Raw genomic sequence first — 19,529 nt, 5'->3', positions numbered from 1 at the left:
GGCACCTGTTCGCAGGTGCCGGGCGCTCGTGCGTGCGGGGCGTCAGTAGCGGAAGCGGCCCACCAGCGCCCGCAGCTCGCCGGACATCCGGGCGAGCTCGTCGGCGGAGCGCTGCGAGCGGGAGACGCCCTCGGTGGTCGTCCGCACGGCGGTCGCGACACCGGTGATGTTGGCGGCGATCTCCTGCACCCCGCCCGCGGCCTCGGACACCGAGCGCGACATCTCGTTGGTGGTGGCGGTCTGCTCCTCCACGGCCGAGGCGATCGTCGTCTGGAAGTCGCTGATCGTGGCGATGGTCTCGGAGATGCTGCGGATCGCGTCGACCGCGCCGGCGGTGTCGGCCTGGATCGCCTCCACGCGGCGGGAGATGTCCTCGGTGGCGCGGGCGGTCTCCTGGGCGAGCTCCTTGACCTCGCCGGCGACGACGGCGAAGCCCTTGCCCATCTCGCCGGCGCGGGCGGCTTCGATGGTGGCGTTGAGGGCCAGCAGGTTGGTCTGCTCGGCGATGGAGGTGATGGTCTTGACGACGTCGCTGATCTCGCGGCTGGAGGTGCCCAGCTTGGTCATCGTCTGCGTCGTCGTCTCCGCCTCGGCGACCGCCTGGGCCGCCACCCGGGCCGCCTCGGCGGCGTTGGTGGCGATCTCGCGGATGCTCAGCTCCATCTCGCCGCCGCCGGCGGCGGCCGTCTGCACGCTGCCGGCGACGTCGTTGGCGGCCGTGGTGACGACCGCCGCCTGCGCGGAGGACTCGTCGGCGGAGCGGGAGATCTCCGAGGAGGTCGCAGACAGCTGCTCGGCCGCCCGCGACAGCTCGCCGGAGCTGTCGCCGACCCCGCGCAGGGTGGCGCGCAGGGAGGTCAGCGCCTCGTGCAGGGCGGCGGCCATCCGGCCGATCTCGTCGCGGCTGCGGACCCGCGGCTCCGCGGTCAGGTCGCCGTCGCGCAGGGCGGCGAGCACGCGCCCGACCTCCTGCACGGGGCGGGTGATGCCGCGGGCGACGAGGACGCCCGTGCCCAGGGAGCCGAGCGCGCCGACGAGGGCGATGAGCAGCACCAGCAGCCGGCCCTCGGAGTAGGCGTCCTGGGCGGTCTGCAGCGCCGCGTCGGCCGCCTTCGTGTTGGCGTCCTCCAGCCCGGTGAGGATCGCGTCGAGGCCGTCCCAGGCGGGGGCGACGTCGGAGACGTAGAACGCCCCGGCGGCCTGGACGTCCCCGGCGAGGGAGCGCTCGGTCAGCTCCTCCTCGGCCGCCTTCCAGGTCTGCCACTGCGCCTGCAGCGCCTCCAGCGCCTCGGCCTGCTCGGGGGCGGCCTGCGCCTGGACGCGCGAGAGCAGGTCCTCGACGGCCGCGACGTCGGCGGCGTAGGTCTTCGCGAACGCGGGGTCCTCGGCGAGACCGGGCACCCACGTGATGAGGGTGGAGTCGTAGCGGGCCTGGGAGGTGAGCTGGCGGAAGTCGCTGGAGGCGTTCTGCGCGACGTTCACGGCGTGCAGGGCGACGGCCTGGTCGCGCTGGGAGGCCAGCTCGTGCACGGCGATGCCGGTGACGGTCCCGGTGGCGACGAGCCCGACCAGCACCGAGGAGGCCACGCGCAGCGCGACGGGCCGGTCGGCGAAGGTGCGACGGCGGGGTCCTGCGGGGTCCTCGGGCATGGTGCGGACAGCGCTCCTCGGTGCGTGGGGTGTTCCAGGAGGCATCGGCACGGGGCGGCGGGTCCTTGAGCGGTGCCGACCGGGGGCGACCGGGGCCGCCGCCTCAGCCGTCGAGGGCGGCGGAGGCGTGCCGCGCGGCGGGTGGGCGCCCGGTGCGGCCGGTGGCCAGCACGTGCACGAGGGTCTGGTCGTCGCGGCGGGGCAGCGGGGCGCTGTGCCGCACGACCGCGGCGGCGACCGCGTCCACCAGGCGCGCCCCGTCGGCCAGCTCCCCGGCCCGGCCGGCGTCGCCGACCACCTGCGCCAGGCCGTCGGCGCCGAACTCGCGGCCCCGCCCGTCGCGCGCCTCGAGGATGCCGTCGGTGCAGGCCAGCAGGACGTCGCCGGTGGTGAAGGGGTGCACGCCCTCCTGCCAGCTCCAGCCGCTGGTGACCGGTGAGAGCAGGGGCCCGGTGGCGCCGAGCTCGACGGCCTCGCGCCGGCGGCCCTGCGGCAGCAGCAGCGCGGCGGGGTGCCCGGCGTTGGCCCACGTCAGCGCGGCGGCGGTGGTGTCGAGGGTGACGAGCAGGACGGTCGCGAACAGGTCGGGGGGCACGTCCGCCAGCTGGCGGCTCACCTGCTCCAGGGCGCGCCCCGGGCTCGCGCCGCCGCGCAGCGCCGTGGCCAGGGAGTGCTTCAGGCGCAGCGCGAACACGGCGCTGACGGGGCCGTGGCCGGCGACGTCGCCGAGGACCACGACGAGGCGGTCGTCCCCGACGCGGACGGTGTCGTACCAGTCGCCGGCCAGCAGCCCCTCGGCCGGGTCCAGGCGTGCGCTGACCCGCAGGCCGGGGACGTGCTCGTCGAAGGGCTGCAGGGCCGCGCGCAGGGCGCCGATCGCGGGGCCGCTCTGCTCCAGGGCGCCCAGCGCCTCCCGCGTGGTGTGCAGGTCGGCCGTCAGCCGGTCGCGCATCGCCTGCACGTCCGCGGCCAGCGAGCGCACCTCGGGCGCGACCCGCGGGGCCGGCTGCCAGGCGGGGGCGGACAGGTCGCCGTCGGCGACGGCGCGCGCGGCGCGGGCCAGCCGGCCCAGCGGGCGGGTGAGGGTGCGCCAGACGACGAGGCAGCCGGTGACGACGACGGCCAGCAGCGCGGCCAGGCTGGTGCCGAGCAGGACGAACAGCCGCCGCTGCTGCACCTGCACGGCGCGCTGCTGGCGCCGGTCGGCGGCCTCCAGCCAGGCGACGAGGGCGGCGTTGCGGGTGCGGATGGCGTCGAAGAGCTGCCTGCCCCGCTCGGTGGCGGCCCAGGTGCGGGCCGCGTCCAGCTGCCCGCTGCCGGCCAGGGCGATCAGGCGCTGCGCGTGGGTGGACCAGCGCCGGTGCGCGTCGGCGACGCCGTCGACGAGCCAGGCCGGGCCGCCGAGGTCGCGCACGTGGGTGCGCAGCGCCGTGGTCGTGGCGGGCAGGACGGCCTGCGCGTCGCGGTAGGGGGCCAGGAAGCGCCCGTCGCCGGTCAGCAGGTACCCGCGCAGGCCGGTCTCCTCGTCGACGAAGCCGCGCAGCAGGTCGGTGTCGGCCCGCAGGGCGTGGTCGACGGTGTCCTGGGCGCGCTGGGCCTGCCGCAGCTGCCAGCCGGTGCCGCCGAGCAGGGCGCCCGCCAGGAGGACGAGGACGACGAGGACCGCGCCCGTGCCGAGCACCCGCCGCGTCAGCGACGGCCGCCGGTGCAGCCGTCGCACGGTGCCCATCCCGCCATTGTCGTCGCACTGCGTGGCGGACGACAACGAGGAGTCTCGTCAGGCGGTGCTCCCGGCCCGGTCCGCGCCTCCTCGGCGCGGCCCGCCGCCGCGGCGCTCCTGCGCGGCGTCGAGCTCGGCCTCCAGCCGCTGCCGGTCCCAGTCCTGCTCCAGCGCCCGCAGCAGCAGGTCGGCCTCGGAGGCCGGTGCGAGCCCGCCGACCGGCTGGTCGCGGTCCAGGTCCGTCGGGAACGGGTACGCCTCCGCCGCGACCGCGACGACGTTGCGCAGCCAGTCCCGCGGCGCCCCCGCGGCGCGCCGCTCGCGCAGCACCCCGAACACCGCCGAGCTCACCGCCCGCGTGTCCACGGTCTCCATCGCCCGCCCGAACGCCGACGACACCTGCAGCAGGTTCGCCATCCGCTCCACGTCCGCGGAGACGTTGGAACCCGCGCCGTGGAAGAGGGCGGGGTTGAAGAACGCCGCGTCGCCCTGGGCCAGCGGCAGCTGCACGCGGTGCTCCTCGAAGTACGCGGTGAACTCCGGCTGGTGGAAGGCGACGTAGCCGGCGGGGTGCTTCTGCGAGTGCGGCAGGTAGAGCGTCGGGCCGCTCTCGACGGGCATGTCGACGTGGGCGACGGCGCCCTGCAGCGTCAGCGCGGGGGAGAGCGCGTGCACGTGCGCCGGGTAGCGCAGCGCCTGCTCGCGGTCCATGAAGCCCAGGTGGTAGTCGCGGTGGGCGCGCTGGGCGGTGCCGCCCGGGTTGACGACGTTGACCTGCGAGGTGACCTGGTACCCCGGGCCCAGCCACGCCTCGCAGACCAGCGCGAGGACGTCGGCGGCGTAGTAGTCGGCGAACGCCGCCGGGTCGCGCAGGGCGAACTTGTCCAGCGCTCCCCAGACGCGGTCGTTGGCCCCGGGCGTGGCGAAGTGGTCGCCACCGCCGCCGCCGGCGGCCCGCTGCTCGGCGATGAGCGCGCGGAACACCGCGGTGGCGCGGTCGACCACCTCCGGCGCGAAGGCGCCGCGGAACACGACGATCCCCGGCCCGTCGGCGAGGGCGCGCACCAGCTCGGCCTGCACCTCGCGGCGGGCGGCGAGGTCGGCGGGATCGGCGAGGCGGGTGCGCAGCCGCTCGCCGTAGACGGGCACGCCCTGCTCGAGGCTGTCGGCGTGCGGGTGGTCCTCGGCCCGGGTCCGCACCTCGACGAGCGCGCGGAAGGCGTCCAGGTCGCAGTCGCCGGGGCCGAACCACACGGGGGTGCGGGCGCTGGTGGGGGTGCTCATCGGGTCGGCCTCCTCGCCGTCGGGGTCCCTGGGGGTCGTGGGGCGCGGCGCCCTCGCCGCGCGCCCGCCGCGCCGCGCCGCCTCAGCGGTCGACGAGCGTGACCTCGAACGCGTAGCGGCTGGCGCGGTAGACGTGCCGCCCCCGCTCCACCGCGCGCCCGGAGTCGTCGTGGGTGGTGCGCTCCATCGTGAGCAGCGGGCTGCCGCGGTTCTCCTGCAGCAGCCGGCACTCCTCGGTGGTGCCGCGGCGGGCGCCGATGCGCTGGCGCGCCACGCGCATCCCCACCCCCCGCGAGCGCAGCAGCTGGTACATGCCGCGCTCGGCGAGGCTGGCCGCGGTGAGGTCGGTGAACTGCTCGGGCAGCCAGTTCTCCAGCACCGCCAGCGGTTCGTCGGCGGAGCAGCGCAGGCGCCGCAGGTGCAGCACGGGGCTGCCCTCCGCGACGGCCAGCGAGGCCGCGACCTCGCCGGGGGCGGGCACGACCTCGTGCAGCAGGACGCGGGTGCTGGGCCGCTGGCCGTGGGCGGCGAGGTCGTCGTGCAGGCTGGTCAGCTCGACGGGGCGGGTGACCTGCCCGTGCACCACCTGGGTCCCCACCCCGCGCTTGCGCACGAGCAGGCCCTTGTCGACCAGTTGCTGGATGGCCCGGCGCATCGTCGGCCGGGACAGCCCGAGGCGGTCCGCCAGGGTGATCTCGTTCTCCAGCCGGGACCCGGGGGGCAGCTTGCCGCCCTCGATCGCCTGCTCGATCTGGCGGGCGACCTGGAAGTAGAGGGGGACCGGGCTGGACCGGTCCAGGTCGTCGAAGAGGTCGTCCACCGGGGCTCCTGTGCTCAGCGTCGCTGCCAGCCGCGACCGGCCGGGTCGTCATGCTAGCCCGCAGGTGCCTTTCACGTCAGCACGTCAATTTGTCATGACATATGCTTGACAGTGTCGCGCGAACCGGGCCAGGGTGGGCCCGTCACCGCGCCGCTGCGGCCCCGGGCCAGGCCTCGCGCGGATCCGCCGACGATGACGAGGGAGGCTCGCGTGAGCAGCAGCGCCGCGTTCGACGTGGTGACGATGGGCAGGGTCGGCGTCGACCTGTACCCGTTGCAGGACGGCGTCGGCCTCGAGGACGTCCAGACCTTCGGCAAGTACCTCGGCGGCAGCGCGACGAACGTCGCCGTCGCCGCGGCCCGCCACGGCCGGTCCTGCGCCGTGATCACCCGCACCGGCAACGACGCCTTCGGGACGTTCGTGCACAAGGCGCTGACCGAGCTCGGCGTCTCCGACGCCTTCGTCTCCGGCGTCGAGGGGCTGAACACCCCGCTCGCCTTCTGCGAGATGTACCCGCCGGACCACTTCCCGCTGCTGTTCTACCGCCTGCCCACCGCACCCGACCTGCAGATCCGCGCCGAGGAGCTCGACCTGGACGCGGTCCGCGGCGCCGGGGTGTTCTGGGCCACCGTGACCGGGCTGAGCGAGGAACCCAGCCGCGGGGCGCACCACGCCGCCTGGCGGGCCCGCGAGCGCGCCCCGCTGACGGTGCTGGACCTGGACTACCGGCCCATGTTCTGGAGCGACCCGGCCGAGGCGGGCGAGCAGGTGCGGCGCGCGCTGCCGCACGTCACCGTCGCGGTCGGCAACAAGGAGGAGTGCGAGGTCGCCGTCGGCGAGAGCGAACCCCGCCGCGCGGCGCAGGCGCTGCTGGAGGCGGGCGTGGACGTCGCGATCGTCAAGCAGGGGCCGCGCGGGGTGCTGGGCATGACCCGCGACGGCTCCGGCACCCGGGTCGTGGAGGTGCCGCCCACCCCCGTGCAGGTGGTCAACGGCCTCGGTGCCGGTGACGGGTTCGGCGGGGCCCTGTGCCACGGCCTGCTGGCCGGCTGGGACCTGGAGCGGGTGCTGCGGTTCGCGAACGCGGCCGGGGCGATCGTCGCCACCCGCCGGGAGTGCTCCACCGCCATGCCGACGACCCGCGAGGTCGAGGCCCTGCTCGAGGAGGTCGCCGCCCGTGCCTGAGGAGCCCAGCGCGAAGCACCCCGGGTTCGCCCAGGACTACGCCGAGGTCTCGCAGATCCGCGCCTTCGCCCCGGAGCGCATCGCCGAGGTGGCCCGCGCCCGCCGCCGCCGCGAGCACGTGCTGCCCGCCGACGGCCGGCTCATGGTCGTCGCCGCCGACCACCCGGCCCGCGGCGCCAACGGCGTCGGCCGGCGGCCGATGGCGATGGCCAGCCGCACCGAGCTGCTGGACCGGCTGCGCGTCGCCCTGGCCGACCCGGGCGTCGACGGCCTGCTCGCCAGCGCCGACATCGTCGAGGACCTCACCCTGCTCGGGGCGCTGGAGGGCAAGGTCGTCGTCGGCTCGATGAACCGCGGCGGCCTGCAGGGCGCCGCCTTCGAGCTCGACGACCGCTTCACCGGCTACGACGCGCGCTCCATCGCCGAGGCCAACCTCGACGGCGGCAAGTTCCTCACCCGCATCGCGCTCGACGACCCGGGCACGCTGCCGACGCTGACGGCCTCCGCCGACGCCATCAGCGAACTGGCCGCGCACCGGCTCATCGCGATGGTCGAGCCGTTCTGGTCGCGCCGCGAAGGCGGCGCGGTCGTCCACGACCTGTCCGCCGACGGCGTCATCAAGTCCGTCAACGTGGCGCAGGCGCTGGGCCGCACGACCGCCTACACCTGGCTGAAGCTGCCGGTGGTGGAGGAGATGGAACGCGTCATGGAGGCCACGACGCTGCCCACCGTGCTGCTGGGCGGGGACCCGACGACCTCGCCGGAGGAGACGTTCGCGACGTGGCGCAAGGCCCTGGCCCTGCCCTCGGTGCGCGGGCTGACCGTCGGCCGCACGCTGCTGTACCCCCCGGACGACGACGTGGCCGCCGGGGGGGGGGGCCCGGCGCGCCGGGTGCGCTGTCCCCCCCCCCCCCCCCCCCCCGCCCCCCCCCCCCCCCCCCCCCCCCCCCCCCCCCCGAGCCTGGTGCACTGACCGACCCCGCCCGCAGACCCCCGACACCCGCAGGAGGGACCACCGCCGTGCCCGGCTCCCCGCTCCACCTGCCCCGCGGCAGCTCCGCCCGCGACGGCTTCGACCTCGTGGTGACCCCCGAGTCGGCGCACTGGGGCTTCTCCAGCCTGCGCACGCTCACCCTGCCCCCGGGCGGCTCGCGCACGTTCGCCACCGGCGAGGAGGAGCTGCTCGTCCTGCCGCTGTCGGGCGCGGCCCGCGTCGAGGTCGACGGCCGCTCGCTCGACCTGCGCGGCCGGGCCGGCGTCTTCGAGGGCGTCAGCGACTTCGCGTACGTCGGCCGCGACAGCGAGCTGACGATCTCCAGTGCCGCAGGCGGCGTGTTCTCGTTCCCGGGCGCACGGGCGACGCGCCGCCTGCCCTTCCGCTACGGGCCCGCCGAGGGCGTGCCCGTCGAGCTGCGCGGTGCCGGCCAGTGCAGCCGGCAGGTCAACAACTTCGCGACCCCGCAGGCGTTCGAGACCGACAAGCTCATCGCCTGCGAGGTGCTCACCCCGGCCGCGAACTGGTCCTCGTACCCGCCGCACCGCCACGACCGCACCAGCGAGGTGGAGAGCGATCTGGAGGAGGTCTACTACTTCGAGTTCCGCTCCCGGGCGCCCGCCGGCACCCCGGGGACCGCGGGACCGGGCCTGGGCTACCAGCGCGTCTACGGCGACGCCGAGCGCCCGGTCGACGTGCTGGAGGAGGTCCGCTCCGGTGACGTCGTGCTCATCCCGCACGGCTGGCACGGCCCGTCCATCGCCTCCCCCTCGCACGACATGTACTACCTCAACGTCATGGCCGGCCCGGAGGCCGAGCGGGCCTGGAAGATCTGCGACGACCCGGCCCACGGCTGGGTCCGCGCGACGTGGCAGGACCAGCCGGTCGACCCGCGCCTGCCGTTCTACCCCGCGCCCGCCGGCGCCTGACCCGTCCCCGCCACGAACCGATCGGAGCCGATCGCCATGAGCACCGAAACCCCCAGCGGCACCGTGCGGCTGACCGTCGCGCAGGCGGTCGTCCGCTTCCTCAGCAGCCAGTTCACCGAGCGCGACGGGCAGCGCCGGCAGTTCTTCGGCGGCGTGCTCGGCATCTTCGGCCACGGCAACGTCGCCGGGATCGGCCAGGCGCTGCTGGAGGCCGAGCTGGAGGCCGACGCCGGGGACGGCTGGAAGGCGCCGGCGCAGGTGCCGTACATCACCGGCCGCAACGAGCAGGCGATGGTGCACACCGCCGTCGGCTACGCGCGCCAGAAGGACCGGCTGCAGACGATGGCCGTGACGGCCTCGATCGGGCCGGGCTCGTCGAACATGCTCACCGGTGCCGCGCTGGCCACCGTCAACCGCATCCCCGTGCTGCTGCTGCCCAGCGACGTCTTCGCCACCCGCGTCGCCTCGCCGGTGCTGCAGGAGCTGGAGGCGGACACCGGCTACGACGTCTCGGTCAACGACGCCTTCCGGCCGCTGTCGCGCTTCTTCGACCGGGTGTGGCGCCCCGAGCAGCTGCCCGCGGCGCTGCTGGGCGCGATGCGGGTGCTCACCGACCCGGCGCAGACCGGGGCGGCCACGGTCTGCCTGCCGCAGGACGTGCAGGCGGAGGCCTTCGACTGGCCCGCCGAGCTGTTCCGCGAGCGCACCTGGCGCATCGCCCGGCCGGTGCCGGAGCGGGCGCTCGTGCAGGAGGTCGGGGACCTCGTGCGCTCCGCGAAGGCCCCGCTGGTCGTCGCCGGCGGCGGTGTCACCTACTCCGAGGCCGACGAGGCGCTGCGCACCTTCGTGGAGGCCACCGGCATCCCCGTCGGGCAGACGCAGGCCGGCAAGGGCACGCTGCCCTACGACCACCCGCTGTGCCTGGGCGCCATCGGGTCCACCGGCACCACGGCGGCCAACGAGATCGCCGCCGAGGCCGATCTCGTCATCGGCATCGGCACCCGCTACTCCGACTTCACCACGGCCTCGCGCACCGCGTTCCAGAACCCCGGCGTGCGGTTCGTCAACGTCAACGTCGCCGGGCTGGACGCCGTCAAGCACGCGGGCCTGCCCGTGCTGGCCGACGCCCGCGAGGCGCTGGAGGCGCTGACGGCCGAGCTGGCGGGGTTCTCCACCCCGGACGCCTACCGCGAGCGCGCGGCCCGGCTGAACCGGGAGTGGGACGCCGTCGTCGAGCGGTACTACTCCTCCGGGCTGGGGGAGCGCGACGGGGTGCTGGCGCAGGCCGAGGTCCTCGGCGCGGTCGACGAGGTCGCCGAGGCGCGCGACGTCGTCGTGTGCGCGGCCGGTTCGCTGCCCGGCGACCTGCACTGCATGTGGCGCACCCGCGAGCGCAAGGGCTACCACGTGGAGTACGGCTACTCCTGCATGGGCTACGAGATCCCCGGCGGCATCGGCGTGCGGATGGCCGCGCCCGACCGGGACGTGTTCATCACGATGGGGGACGGCTCGTACCTCATGATGCCCACCGAGCTGGTGACGGCGGTGCAGGAGCACGTGAAGGTCATCGTGGTGCTGCTGCAGAACCACGGGTTCGCCTCCATCGGCGCCCTCAGCGAGTCGCGCGGTTCCCAGCGCTACGGCACGAGGTACCGCTACCGCGACGAGGAGGGCCACCTGGCGGGGGAGCGGCTGCCGGTGGACCTGGCCGCCAACGCCGAGAGCCTCGGCGTGCGGGTGCTGCGCGTGCACACCCGCGCCGAGCTGGTGGCGGCGCTGCGCGAGGCGAAGGCGTCCCCGTCCTCGACGCTGGTGCACGTGGAGACGGACCTGCACTCCGAGGCGCCCGACGGCGGCGGCTGGTGGGACGTGCCGGTCTCGGAGGTCTCCCACCTGGAGTCCACGCGGAGCGCCCGGGCCGAGTACGAGCGGCAGAAGGCGCGGCAGCGCCCGCTCGTGTGAACCGCCCCGAGAACGTCAATATGTCTGGACAAATGCTTGACAGGTCGCGCCGGTCCGCGCGACAGTTCCCCTGCCCGCTCCGCCGCGGGCGCACGACGACGTGGAGGGCAGCTCAGTGAGCCGCATCACCATCGGGACCGCCCCCGACTCCTGGGGCGTCTGGTTCGCCGACGACCCGCTGCAGACCCCCTGGACCCGCTTCCTCGACGAGGTCGTCGAGGCCGGCTACGCGTGGATCGAGCTGGGCCCGTACGGCTACCTGCCGACGGACGCGCAGCGGCTGTCCGACGAGCTCGCCGCACGCTCGCTGAAGGTGTCCGCCGGCACGATCTTCGCGGCGCTGCACCGCCCGGACCACTACGACGAGGCCTGGGCGCAGGTCGAGCAGGTGGCCTCGCTGACGCGGGCCGTCGGCGGCACCCACCTCGTCGTCATCCCCGGCCAGTGGCGCAGCGACACCACCGGCGAGGCGCTGGAACCGCGCACGCTCGACGACGAGGGCTGGCGGCGGCTGGCCTCCGGCATGGACCGCCTGGGCGCGGCGGTCGCGGACGAGTACGGCCTGCAGATGGCCTTCCACTCGCACGCCGACACCCACGTCGACACCCAGGACGAGATCGAGCGGTTCCTGGCGATGACCGACCCCGACGCGGTGAAGCTGTGCCTGGACACCGGTCACGTCAGCTACTCCGGCGGGGACAACCTGGAGATCATCCGCAGGTACCCCGACCGCATCGCCTACGCCCACCTCAAGCAGGTCGACCCGCAGGTCGTCACCAAGGTCAAGGCGGAGGACCTCGGCTTCGGCGACGCGGTCAAGCTCGGCGCCATGGTCGAGCCGCCGCAGGGCGTGCCGGCGATGCCGCAGGTCCTGGAGGCGCTGGAGGGCCTGGGCCGCGACGTCTTCGCGATCGTCGAGCAGGACCTCTACCCCGTCGCCCCCGAGGTGCCGCTGCCCATCGCGCGGCGGACGAACTCCTACCTGCGCTCCTGCCGGCTGCCGCAGGCCTGACCGGTGCGGCCGCCCCGGGCGGGCCGCACCACCGCTCCACCGCAGCACCCCGCTGAGCCACAGCGGGCTCCACCAGAACGGGCGGGGACCGCCCGGGGAGAAAGGGACCGGATCGATGAGGATTCGCTCGCGCAGGACCACCGTCGCCGCGTTCGTCGCCGTCGCGGCGATGACGATGGCCGGGTGCAGCTCGTCCGGCGGCCGCCCCGACGACGAGGGCGGCGACGGCGCGGCCGCCGGTGTCGCCGACACCCCCCGCATGACGATCGCCATGGTGACCCACGCGGCCCCCGGCGACACCTTCTGGGACATCGTCCGCTCCGGTGCCGAGGCCGCCGCCGCCAAGGACAACGTCGACTTGAACTTCCAGGGCGCTCCCGAGGCCGCCGACCAGGTCAACCTCGTGCAGAGCGCCATCGACTCCGACGTCGACGGCATCGCCGTCACCCTGGCCAAGGCCGACGCGCTCGCCCCGGCCGTCCAGGCCGCCGGGGAGGCCGGCATCCCCGTCGTCGCCTTCAACGGCGGTTTCGACGAGTGGCAGGCCAGCGGGGCGCTGGGCTACTTCGGCCAGGACGAGCGGCTGGCCGGTGTCGCCGCCGGCGAGCGGCTGACCACCGACGGCGCCAAGAAGGCGCTGTGCGTCATCCAGGAGCAGGGCCACGTCGGGCTGGAGGCCCGCTGCGCCGGGGTCGCCGAGGGCTTCGCCGGCGGCAGCACGGAGAACCTCTACGTCACCGGCACCGACATGCCCTCGGTGCAGCAGTCCATCACCTCCAAGCTGCAGCAGGACCCCACCATCGACCGGGTGGTCACCCTCGGCGCCCCGTTCGCCCTCACCGCGGTGAAGTCGGTGGCCGACGCCGGCTCCAGCGCGCAGGTCGCCACCTTCGACACCAACAAGGAGCTCATGGGCGCCATCCAGGACGGGGACGTGCAGTGGGCCATCGACCAGCAGCCGTACCTGCAGGGCTACCTGGCGGTCGACTCGCTGTGGCTGTACAAGACCAACGGCAACACCATCGGCGGCGGGCAGGCCACGCTGACCGGTCCCGCCTTCATCGACTCCAGCAACGTCGACCGCGTCGCGGACTTCGCGGCCAACGGAACCAGGTGATGCCCTCGTGAGCACCTCCGTCAGCACGCCCGCGGCGCCGCCCGCGCTGGGGGCCAAGGACGACCGGGTCAAGACCCGCTCGCTCACCTCCCGCCTGCTCTCGCGCCCGGAGATCGGCTCGCTCATCGGCGCCCTCGCCGTCTTCGTCCTCTTCTGCGTCGTCGCGCCGACCTTCCGGCAGGCCCCGTCGCTGGCGACCGTGGCCTACTCCGCCTCCACCATCGGCATCATGGCCGTCGCGGTGGCGCTGCTCATGATCGGCGGCGAGTTCGACCTGTCGGCCGGCGTCGTCGTGACGACCTCGGCGCTGGCGGCCTCGACGTTCGCCTTCCAGCTGCGGCTGAACCTGTGGGTCGGCGTCCTCGTCGCCCTCGCGCTGGCGCTGGCCATCGGCGCCTTCAACGGCTGGCTGCTCATGCGGACGGGGCTGCCGAGCTTCCTCATCACGCTCGGCACGTTCTTCATGCTCCAGGGCATCAACCTCGGCGTCACCAAGCTGCTCACCGGCGGGGTGTCCTCGGACTCCGTGGCCGACATGGACGGGTTCTCCTCGGCGCAGGCGGTGTTCGCCTCGACGATCAGCGTCGGCGGCGTCGGCATCAAGATCACCGTGCTGTGGTGGCTGCTCTTCGTCGCGCTGGCGACCTGGACGCTGCTGCGCACCCGCGTCGGCAACTGGATCTTCGCGGTCGGCGGCGACGACAAGGCCGCCCGCGCGGTCGGCGTGCCCGTGCGCAAGACCAAGATCGGGCTGTTCATGACCGTCGGCTTCGCCGGCTGGTTCGTCGGGATGCACCAGCTCTTCAGCTTCGACTCCATCCAGTCCGGCGGCGGCGTCGGCCAGGAGTTCATCTACATCATCGCCGCGGTCGTCGGCGGCTGCCTGCTCACCGGCGGCTACGGCTCGGCCGTCGGCTCGGCCATCGGCGCCCTCATCTTCGGCATGACGAGCCTGGGCATCGTCTACGCCGGCTGGGACGCGAACTGGTTCAAGCTGTTCCTCGGCGTCATGCTCCTGCTGGCCACGATCGTCAACCTGGTCGTCAAGAACCAGGCCGCGAAGAGGTGAGGGCCCGATGACCACCCAGACCCCGAACACCGAGATCCTCAGCCTCACCGACGTCGGCAAGAGCTACGGCAACGTGCACGCCCTGCGCGGGGTGTCGCTGTCGGTGCGCCAGGGCGAGATCACCTGCGTGCTCGGCGACAACGGCGCCGGCAAGTCCACGCTCATCAAGGTCATCGCCGGTCTGCACCAGCACACCGACGGGCGCCTCGTGGTCAACGGCGAGGAGGTGCGCTTCACCTCCCCGCGCGAGTCCCTGGAGCGGGGCATCGCGACCGTCTACCAGGACCTCGCCCTCGTGCCGCTGATGTCGATCTGGCGCAACTTCTTCCTCGGCGCGGAGCTGACCACCGGCTGGGGGCCGTTCAAGCGCCTCGACGTCCAGCGGATGATCCGCATCACCGACGAGGAGCTGACGAAGATGGGCATCAGCGTGCCCGACCTCGAACGCCCCGTCGGCGCCCTGTCCGGCGGGCAGCGCCAGTGCATCGCCATCGCGCGGGCCATCCACTTCGGCGCCAAGGTCCTCATCCTCGACGAGCCGACCGCCGCGCTGGGCGTCAAGCAGTCCGGCGTCGTGCTCAAGTACGTCGCCAAGGCCCGCGACGCCGGCCTCGGCGTCATCTTCATCACCCACAACCCCCACCACGCCTACCTGGTGGGCAACCACTTCGTGATCCTCAACCGGGGCAACGTCTCGCTGGACCGCCCCCGCAGCGACATCACGCTGGACGAGCTCACCAACGAGATGGCCGGCGGGGCCGAGCTGGCCGCGCTCAGCCACGAGCTGTCCGCACCCGGGCAGACCCCCGAGCCCGCCGCGGCCCTGACGGCGCCGGGCCGGGACGCCGACGAGCACCTCTGAACCCAGGAACCGAGAAGCGAGGACTGACCGCATGAGCACGGCGACGCAAGAGAACCCGCACACCGCTCGCCAGGGCTACGACCGCGACCTGCGGGTCGCCGTGCTCGGGGTCGGCATGATGGGCCAGGACCACGCGCGGCGGCTGGCGACCCTGACCAAGGGCGCCCAGCTCGTCGCCGTCAGCGACGTGGACGCCGCCCGCACCGACGCGGTGGCCGCCGAGTTCGGCGTGCGCGCCCTGCACGACCCCCTCGCCGCGATCGAGGACCCCGACGTCGACGCGGTCGTCGTCGCCACCCCCGGGTTCACCCACGAGGACCTCGTCCTGAGGGCCATCGCGGCCGGCAGGCCGACGCTGTGCGAGAAGCCGCTGACCACCTCCCCGCAGACCTCGCGCGCGGTCGTCGAGGCCGAGCGGGCCCTGGGCCGCCGGCTGGTGCAGGTCGGGTTCATGCGCCGCTTCGACGCCGAGTACGAGCGGCTGCGCGCCCTGATCGCCTCGGCCGAGCTGGGCCGGCCGCTGTTCCTGCACTGCGCGCACCGCAACGCCACGACCCCGCCGAACTTCAGCTCCGAGATGCTGATCCTCGACTCGGTCGTCCACGAGGTCGACGTGGCGCGCTTCCTGCTGGGCGAGGAGATCACCGCCATCACCGTGCTCACCCCCGGGCGCACCTCGCACGCCCCCCAGGGGCTGCAGGACCCGCAGTTCGTCCTCATGGAGACCGCGAGCGGCACGCTGGTGGACGTGGAGATCTTCGTCAACACCACCGTCGGCTACGAGGTCCGCACCGAGCTGGTCGCCGAGCGCGGCAGCGCGCAGATCGGCCTCGGGGTCGGCCTGGTGCGGCACTCGGCCGCCGGCTGGGGCGGCGCGGTCCCCGGCGACTTCCGGCAGCGCTTCGGCGCCGCCTACGACACCGAGTTCCAGCGCTGGGTCGACGCCGTCCGCAGCGGCGCCGGCGTCGACGGCCCCGGCGTGTGGGACGGCTACGCCGCCGCCGCCGTCTGCGCCGCCGGCGTGGAGTCCCTGCGCACCGGCCGCCGCGTCGAGGTCGACCTCGGCGAGCGCCCCGACGGGCTCGGCTGATGCAGATCGCCCTCGACACCTACATGTTCCGCGACGTCCCGCTGCTGCAGCTGCCGGGGATCGTCGCCGACCTGGGCTACGAGTGGATCGAGCTGTCCCCGCGCGAGGACTTCATCCCCTTCTTCCGCCACCCGCGCATCGACCTGGCCGGGGTGCGCGCCTTCCGCAAGGCCCTGGACGCCGCGGGCGTGGGGGTGTGCTCGACGCAGTTCGTGCAGCGCTGGTCCGGCCCGGGCGAGGATGAGCGCCGGGCGGCCGTGCGCAACGTCCGGCGCATCGTCGAGGTGACCAGCGAGCTGGGCGTGCCCGTGGTGCAGTCGGAGTTCAACGGCCGCCCCGAGCTGCCGGAGGCCAGCGAGGCGCGCTTCCTGGACTCCTTCGAAGAGCTCGCGCCGGTGTTCGAGGCGGCCGGGGTCGAGCTGCGGCTGGAACCGCACCCGGACGACTTCGTCGAGGACGGCTTCCGCGCCGTCGACCTCGTGCGCGGCCTGGACCGGCCCTGGGTCGGGTTCGTCTACTGCACCCCGCACACCTTCCACCAGGGCGGGGACGGCCCGGGCATCGTGCGCTACGCCGGGGACCTGCTGCGCCACGTCCACGTGGCCGACTCCTTCGACCCGCGCGGTTCCTCGGGGCTGCGCTACATCGTCAACCCGCCGGGCTCGAGCGCCCGCGTGCACCAGCACCTCGACGTCGGCGAGGGCGAGGTGGACTTCGACGGCATCTTCGCCGCGCTCGGCGAGATCGGCTTCGACGGGGCGCTGTGCTCCAGCGTCTTCGCCTGGGAGGAGCGGCGCGAGGAGTCCAGCCGCCTGATGCGCGAGAGGATCCAGGAGCTCGTCGACCGCTGGTGAGGTGCGGCGGGCGCCGGTGCGGCGCCCGCCCCTGCCGCGCGCTGGCCGGGGCCCGTGCTGCTGTGGGACGCTGGGGCGGCACGCACAACTGAACACACGGCCGCGAACCCCGGCGGGAGAGCCCCGCGCGTCCCGCGCGGGCACCGAAGGAGCAACCACCCCGGAACCTCTCAGGTCCACGTACCGCCACGGGCAGGCCGCTCTGGAAAGCAGGACGTCCGCGTCCTCACCGACGGGGAAAGCCGCCCGGCGCGCCAGCGCCGCCGGTGAAGCTCTCAGGTCCACCTGACAGAGGGGGTCCAGCACGTGGCCGCACCCGGCGGCCGCGACGAGAGGAGCCCCATGTCCCCGGCCGCGCAGACCACCCCGCCGACGAGCGCACGGACCACCCCCCTCGCCAGCCCGCTCGCCGCGGCGCACGCCGCCCTCGGCGCCTCGTTCACCGACTTCGCGGGCTGGTCCATGCCGGTGCGCTACGCCTCCGACCTCGCCGAGCACCGCGCCGTGCGCGAGAGCGCCGGGGTCTTCGACCTCTCCCACATGGGCGAGATCCGCGTCAGCGGGCCCGAGGCCGGACGCGCCCTGGACGCCGCGCTGGTGGGCCGGCCCTCCGCGATGGCCGTCGGCCGCGCCGCCTACGGCATGGTCGTCGACCACGCCGGCGGCATCGTCGACGACCTCGTCACCTACCGCCTCGGCGAGCAGGAGTTCCTCGTCGTCGCCAACGCCGCGAACGTCGAGCCCGTCGTCGTCGCGCTCGCGGACCGCTGCCGCCCCTTCGACGCGCACGTCGCCGACGAGACCGCCCGCTGGGCGCTCATCGCCGTGCAGGGGCCCGTCGCCGCGGCCGCGCTCGCCCCGCTGCTGGCGCTGCCCGGCGGCGCCGCGCTCGACGGCCTGCGCTACTACCGCAGCACCCCCGCGACCCTCGCGCTCGCGCAGGGCTCCACCGAGGTCCTGCTGGCCCGCACCGGCTACACCGGCGAGGACGGCTTCGAGGTCTTCGTCCCCGTCGCCGACGCCGTGCCCGCCTGGGAGGCGCTGCTGGGCGCCGCCCGCGCGCACGGCGGCGTCCCCGCCGGCCTCGCCTGCCGCGACACGCTGCGCCTGGAGGCGGGCATGCCGCTGTACGGCCACGAGCTGACCACCGCCACCGACCCCTACGCCGTCGGGCTGGGGCGGGTCGTCGCGCTCGACAAGGACGTGGAGTCCGTCGGGCTGGCGGCGCTGCGGCTGCTGGCCGCGGAACCGCCCGCCCGCGTGCTCGTCGGCCTGCGCGGCGAGGGCCGCCGCGCCCCGCGCGCCGGGTACGCCGTCGTCGACCCGCTCGGCGCGGACGGCGCCGTCGTCGGCGAGGTCACCAGCGGCGCCCTGTCGCCGACCCTGGGGCACCCCATCGCCATGGCCCACGTCGACGCCGCCCGCTCCGCCGTCGGCACCGCGCTGGCCGTCGACGTGCGCGGCACGCTGCTGCCCGTCGAGGTCGTCGAGCTGCCCTTCTACCGCCGGCAGCGCTGACGTGGCCGCCCCCGCGGGCGCCGCGGCGGCCGCCCCGGCCGCGCCGTTGAGCGTCTTCGACATGTTCTCGATCGGCATCGGCCCCTCCAGCTCGCACACCGTCGGCCCGATGCGCGCGGCCCTGGCCTTCGCCGGCGACCTGGCCGGGCGCGGCCTGCTCGAGCGGACCGCCGCCGTCACCGTCGACCTGCACGGCTCCCTCGGCGCGACCGGCCGCGGCCACGGCAGCGACCGCGCCGTCCTGCTCGGCCTGGCCGGCGAGCGCCCGGAGAGCGTCGACCCCGACGGCGTGCCCGCCTTCCTGGAGCGCGTGCGCGCCACCGGCGAGCTGCGGCTGCTGGGGCGCCACCCGGTGCGCCTGGACCCCGACGCCGACGTCCGCCTGGTCCCGCGCGCCCTGCCCGCGCACCCCAACGGCATGGTCTTCACCGCCCGCGACGCGAGCGGGGCCGTCCTCGCCGAGCGCACGGCGTACTCCGTCGGCGGCGGGTTCGTGCGCGAGCACCCCCTCGTGCAGGAGGCACCCGTCGTCGGCACCGGCGCCGGCCTGCCGTTCGGCTTCCGCACCGGTGCGCAGCTGCTCGCGCACTGCCGCGAGCAGCGGCTCGGGGTGGCGGACCTGGTGCGCCGCAACGAGGAGAGCCTGCGCCCGGCCGCGGAGGTCGACGCCGGGCTGCTGCGGATCTTCGGGGCCATGGCGGCCTGCGTCGAGCACGGCCTGGTCACCGGCGGGGTGCTGCCCGGGGGGCTGGGGGTCCGCCGGCGCGCGCCCCGGCTGCACGCCCAGCTGCTGACCGAGGAGGGCGGCGGGCACCACGACGCGCTGCAGGCCATGGACTGGGTGAGCCTGTTCGCGCTCGCCGTCAACGAGGAGAACGCCGCGGGCGGGCGCGTGGTCACCGCCCCCACCAACGGCGCCGCCGGGATCGTGCCCGCCGTCCTGCACTTCTACCGCCGCTTCGTGCCCGGCGCCGACGACGCCGGCACCGTCCGCTTCCTGCTGGCCGCCGGCGGCATCGGCATCGTGCTCAAGGAGACCGGGTCCATCTCCGGTGCGGAGGTCGGCTGCCAGGGCGAGGTCGGGTCGGCGAGCGCGATGGCGGCCGCCGGGCTCGCCGAGGTCCTCGGCGGCACGCCCGAGCAGGTCGAGAACGCCGCCGAGATCGCCGTCGAGCACCACCTCGGGCTCACCTGCGACCCCGTCGGCGGGCTCGTGCAGATCCCCTGCATCGAGCGCAACGCCGTCGGCGCCACGACCGCCATCCACGCCGCGCGCACCGCGATGCGCGGCGACGGCACCCACGTGGTCAGCCTCGACACCGCCATCGAGACCATGCGCCAGACCGGCGCCCACATGCGCTCCGAGTACAAGGAGACCTCGCTGGGCGGGCTGGCCCTGACCGTCGTCGGCGCCGGTGCGCGCACGGGCACCGGCGTGGGGGTCAACGTCCCCGAGTGCTGAG

Annotated in this window: 16 protein-coding genes and 2 riboswitches; of the genes, 12 read left to right on the top strand and 4 right to left on the bottom strand. The window is 74.9% G+C overall.

Features of this window, described 5'->3' with window-relative positions; translation table 11 throughout:
* Positions 1 to 42: 42 nt before the first annotated feature.
* The 4 genes from ACRYM2_RS12020 to ACRYM2_RS12005 form a co-directional block, all read right to left on the bottom strand.
* Positions 43 to 1,650, bottom strand: coding sequence for a methyl-accepting chemotaxis protein (locus tag ACRYM2_RS12020; protein WP_432522617.1), 1,608 nt, complete (start codon positions 1,648 to 1,650; stop codon positions 43 to 45).
* A 103-nt stretch (positions 1,651 to 1,753) separates the two neighbouring features.
* Complete coding sequence (locus ACRYM2_RS12015) at positions 1,754 to 3,379, bottom strand: PP2C family protein-serine/threonine phosphatase (protein ID WP_432522616.1); 1,626 nt, start codon at positions 3,377 to 3,379, stop codon at positions 1,754 to 1,756.
* Between the two features lie 48 nt (positions 3,380 to 3,427).
* On the bottom strand, positions 3,428 to 4,654 hold the full coding sequence (locus ACRYM2_RS12010; RefSeq protein WP_432522615.1) for a phytanoyl-CoA dioxygenase family protein: 1,227 nt from the start codon (positions 4,652 to 4,654) through the stop codon (positions 3,428 to 3,430).
* An 82-nt stretch (positions 4,655 to 4,736) separates the two neighbouring features.
* The gene (locus tag ACRYM2_RS12005) at positions 4,737 to 5,474 is read right to left on the bottom strand and encodes a GntR family transcriptional regulator (RefSeq protein WP_432522614.1); all 738 of its coding nucleotides are present in this window, start codon (positions 5,472 to 5,474) and stop codon (positions 4,737 to 4,739) included.
* Positions 5,475 to 5,717: 243 nt separating this feature from the next.
* Between ACRYM2_RS12005 and iolC the strand changes: the two genes are divergently transcribed.
* From iolC to ACRYM2_RS11945, 12 genes are all read left to right on the top strand, one after another.
* Positions 5,718 to 6,659: a 5-dehydro-2-deoxygluconokinase gene (gene iolC / locus ACRYM2_RS12000; RefSeq protein ID WP_432522621.1), complete on the top strand. Its 942-nt coding sequence runs from the start codon at positions 5,718 to 5,720 to the stop codon at positions 6,657 to 6,659.
* Positions 6,652 to 7,632, top strand: coding sequence for a Cgl0159 family (beta/alpha)8-fold protein (locus ACRYM2_RS11995; protein WP_432522613.1), 981 nt, complete (start codon positions 6,652 to 6,654; stop codon positions 7,630 to 7,632). Before iolC ends, ACRYM2_RS11995 begins: the two co-directional genes overlap by 8 nt.
* Before the next feature lie 47 nt (positions 7,633 to 7,679).
* Complete coding sequence (gene iolB, locus ACRYM2_RS11990) at positions 7,680 to 8,582, top strand: 5-deoxy-glucuronate isomerase (RefSeq protein WP_432522612.1); 903 nt, start codon at positions 7,680 to 7,682, stop codon at positions 8,580 to 8,582.
* A gap of 36 nt (positions 8,583 to 8,618) precedes the next feature.
* Positions 8,619 to 10,544, top strand: a complete 1,926-nt coding sequence (gene iolD, locus ACRYM2_RS11985) for a 3D-(3,5/4)-trihydroxycyclohexane-1,2-dione acylhydrolase (decyclizing) (RefSeq protein ID WP_432522611.1) — start codon at positions 8,619 to 8,621, stop codon at positions 10,542 to 10,544.
* A 115-nt stretch (positions 10,545 to 10,659) separates the two neighbouring features.
* Positions 10,660 to 11,556: a sugar phosphate isomerase/epimerase family protein gene (locus ACRYM2_RS11980; RefSeq protein ID WP_432522610.1), complete on the top strand. Its 897-nt coding sequence runs from the start codon at positions 10,660 to 10,662 to the stop codon at positions 11,554 to 11,556.
* 115 nt (positions 11,557 to 11,671) lie between these two features.
* Positions 11,672 to 12,673, top strand: coding sequence for a sugar ABC transporter substrate-binding protein (locus tag ACRYM2_RS11975; RefSeq protein ID WP_432522609.1), 1,002 nt, complete (start codon positions 11,672 to 11,674; stop codon positions 12,671 to 12,673).
* Between the two features lie 7 nt (positions 12,674 to 12,680).
* Complete coding sequence (locus ACRYM2_RS11970; RefSeq protein WP_432522608.1) at positions 12,681 to 13,742, top strand: ABC transporter permease; 1,062 nt, start codon at positions 12,681 to 12,683, stop codon at positions 13,740 to 13,742.
* Positions 13,743 to 13,749: 7 nt separating this feature from the next.
* Complete coding sequence (locus ACRYM2_RS11965) at positions 13,750 to 14,604, top strand: ATP-binding cassette domain-containing protein (RefSeq protein ID WP_432522607.1); 855 nt, start codon at positions 13,750 to 13,752, stop codon at positions 14,602 to 14,604.
* Between the two features lie 31 nt (positions 14,605 to 14,635).
* Positions 14,636 to 15,694 carry a Gfo/Idh/MocA family protein gene (locus ACRYM2_RS11960; protein ID WP_432522606.1) on the top strand — a complete coding sequence of 353 codons (1,059 nt, stop codon included), beginning with the start codon at positions 14,636 to 14,638 and terminating at the stop codon, positions 15,692 to 15,694.
* On the top strand, positions 15,694 to 16,548 hold the full coding sequence (locus ACRYM2_RS11955; RefSeq protein ID WP_432522605.1) for a sugar phosphate isomerase/epimerase family protein: 855 nt from the start codon (positions 15,694 to 15,696) through the stop codon (positions 16,546 to 16,548). The genes ACRYM2_RS11960 and ACRYM2_RS11955 overlap by 1 nt, the downstream gene beginning before the upstream one ends.
* 103 nt (positions 16,549 to 16,651) lie before the next feature.
* Positions 16,652 to 16,744, top strand: a riboswitch (glycine riboswitch).
* Between the two features lies 1 nt (position 16,745).
* Positions 16,746 to 16,847: riboswitch (glycine riboswitch) on the top strand.
* A gap of 43 nt (positions 16,848 to 16,890) precedes the next feature.
* Complete coding sequence (gene gcvT, locus ACRYM2_RS11950) at positions 16,891 to 18,066, top strand: glycine cleavage system aminomethyltransferase GcvT (protein WP_432522604.1); 1,176 nt, start codon at positions 16,891 to 16,893, stop codon at positions 18,064 to 18,066.
* Positions 18,067 to 18,127: 61 nt separating this feature from the next.
* Positions 18,128 to 19,528: an L-serine ammonia-lyase gene (locus ACRYM2_RS11945; protein WP_432522620.1), complete on the top strand. Its 1,401-nt coding sequence runs from the start codon at positions 18,128 to 18,130 to the stop codon at positions 19,526 to 19,528.
* Position 19,529 lies beyond the last annotated feature (1 nt).

Origin of the sequence: Kineococcus aridisoli (genome assembly GCF_050871885.1) — a bacterium.
Lineage (GTDB): Bacteria > Actinomycetota > Actinomycetes > Actinomycetales > Kineococcaceae > Kineococcus.
Note: the sequence above shows the minus strand (reverse complement) of the source record. Positions and strands in the feature narration are given on the sequence as shown.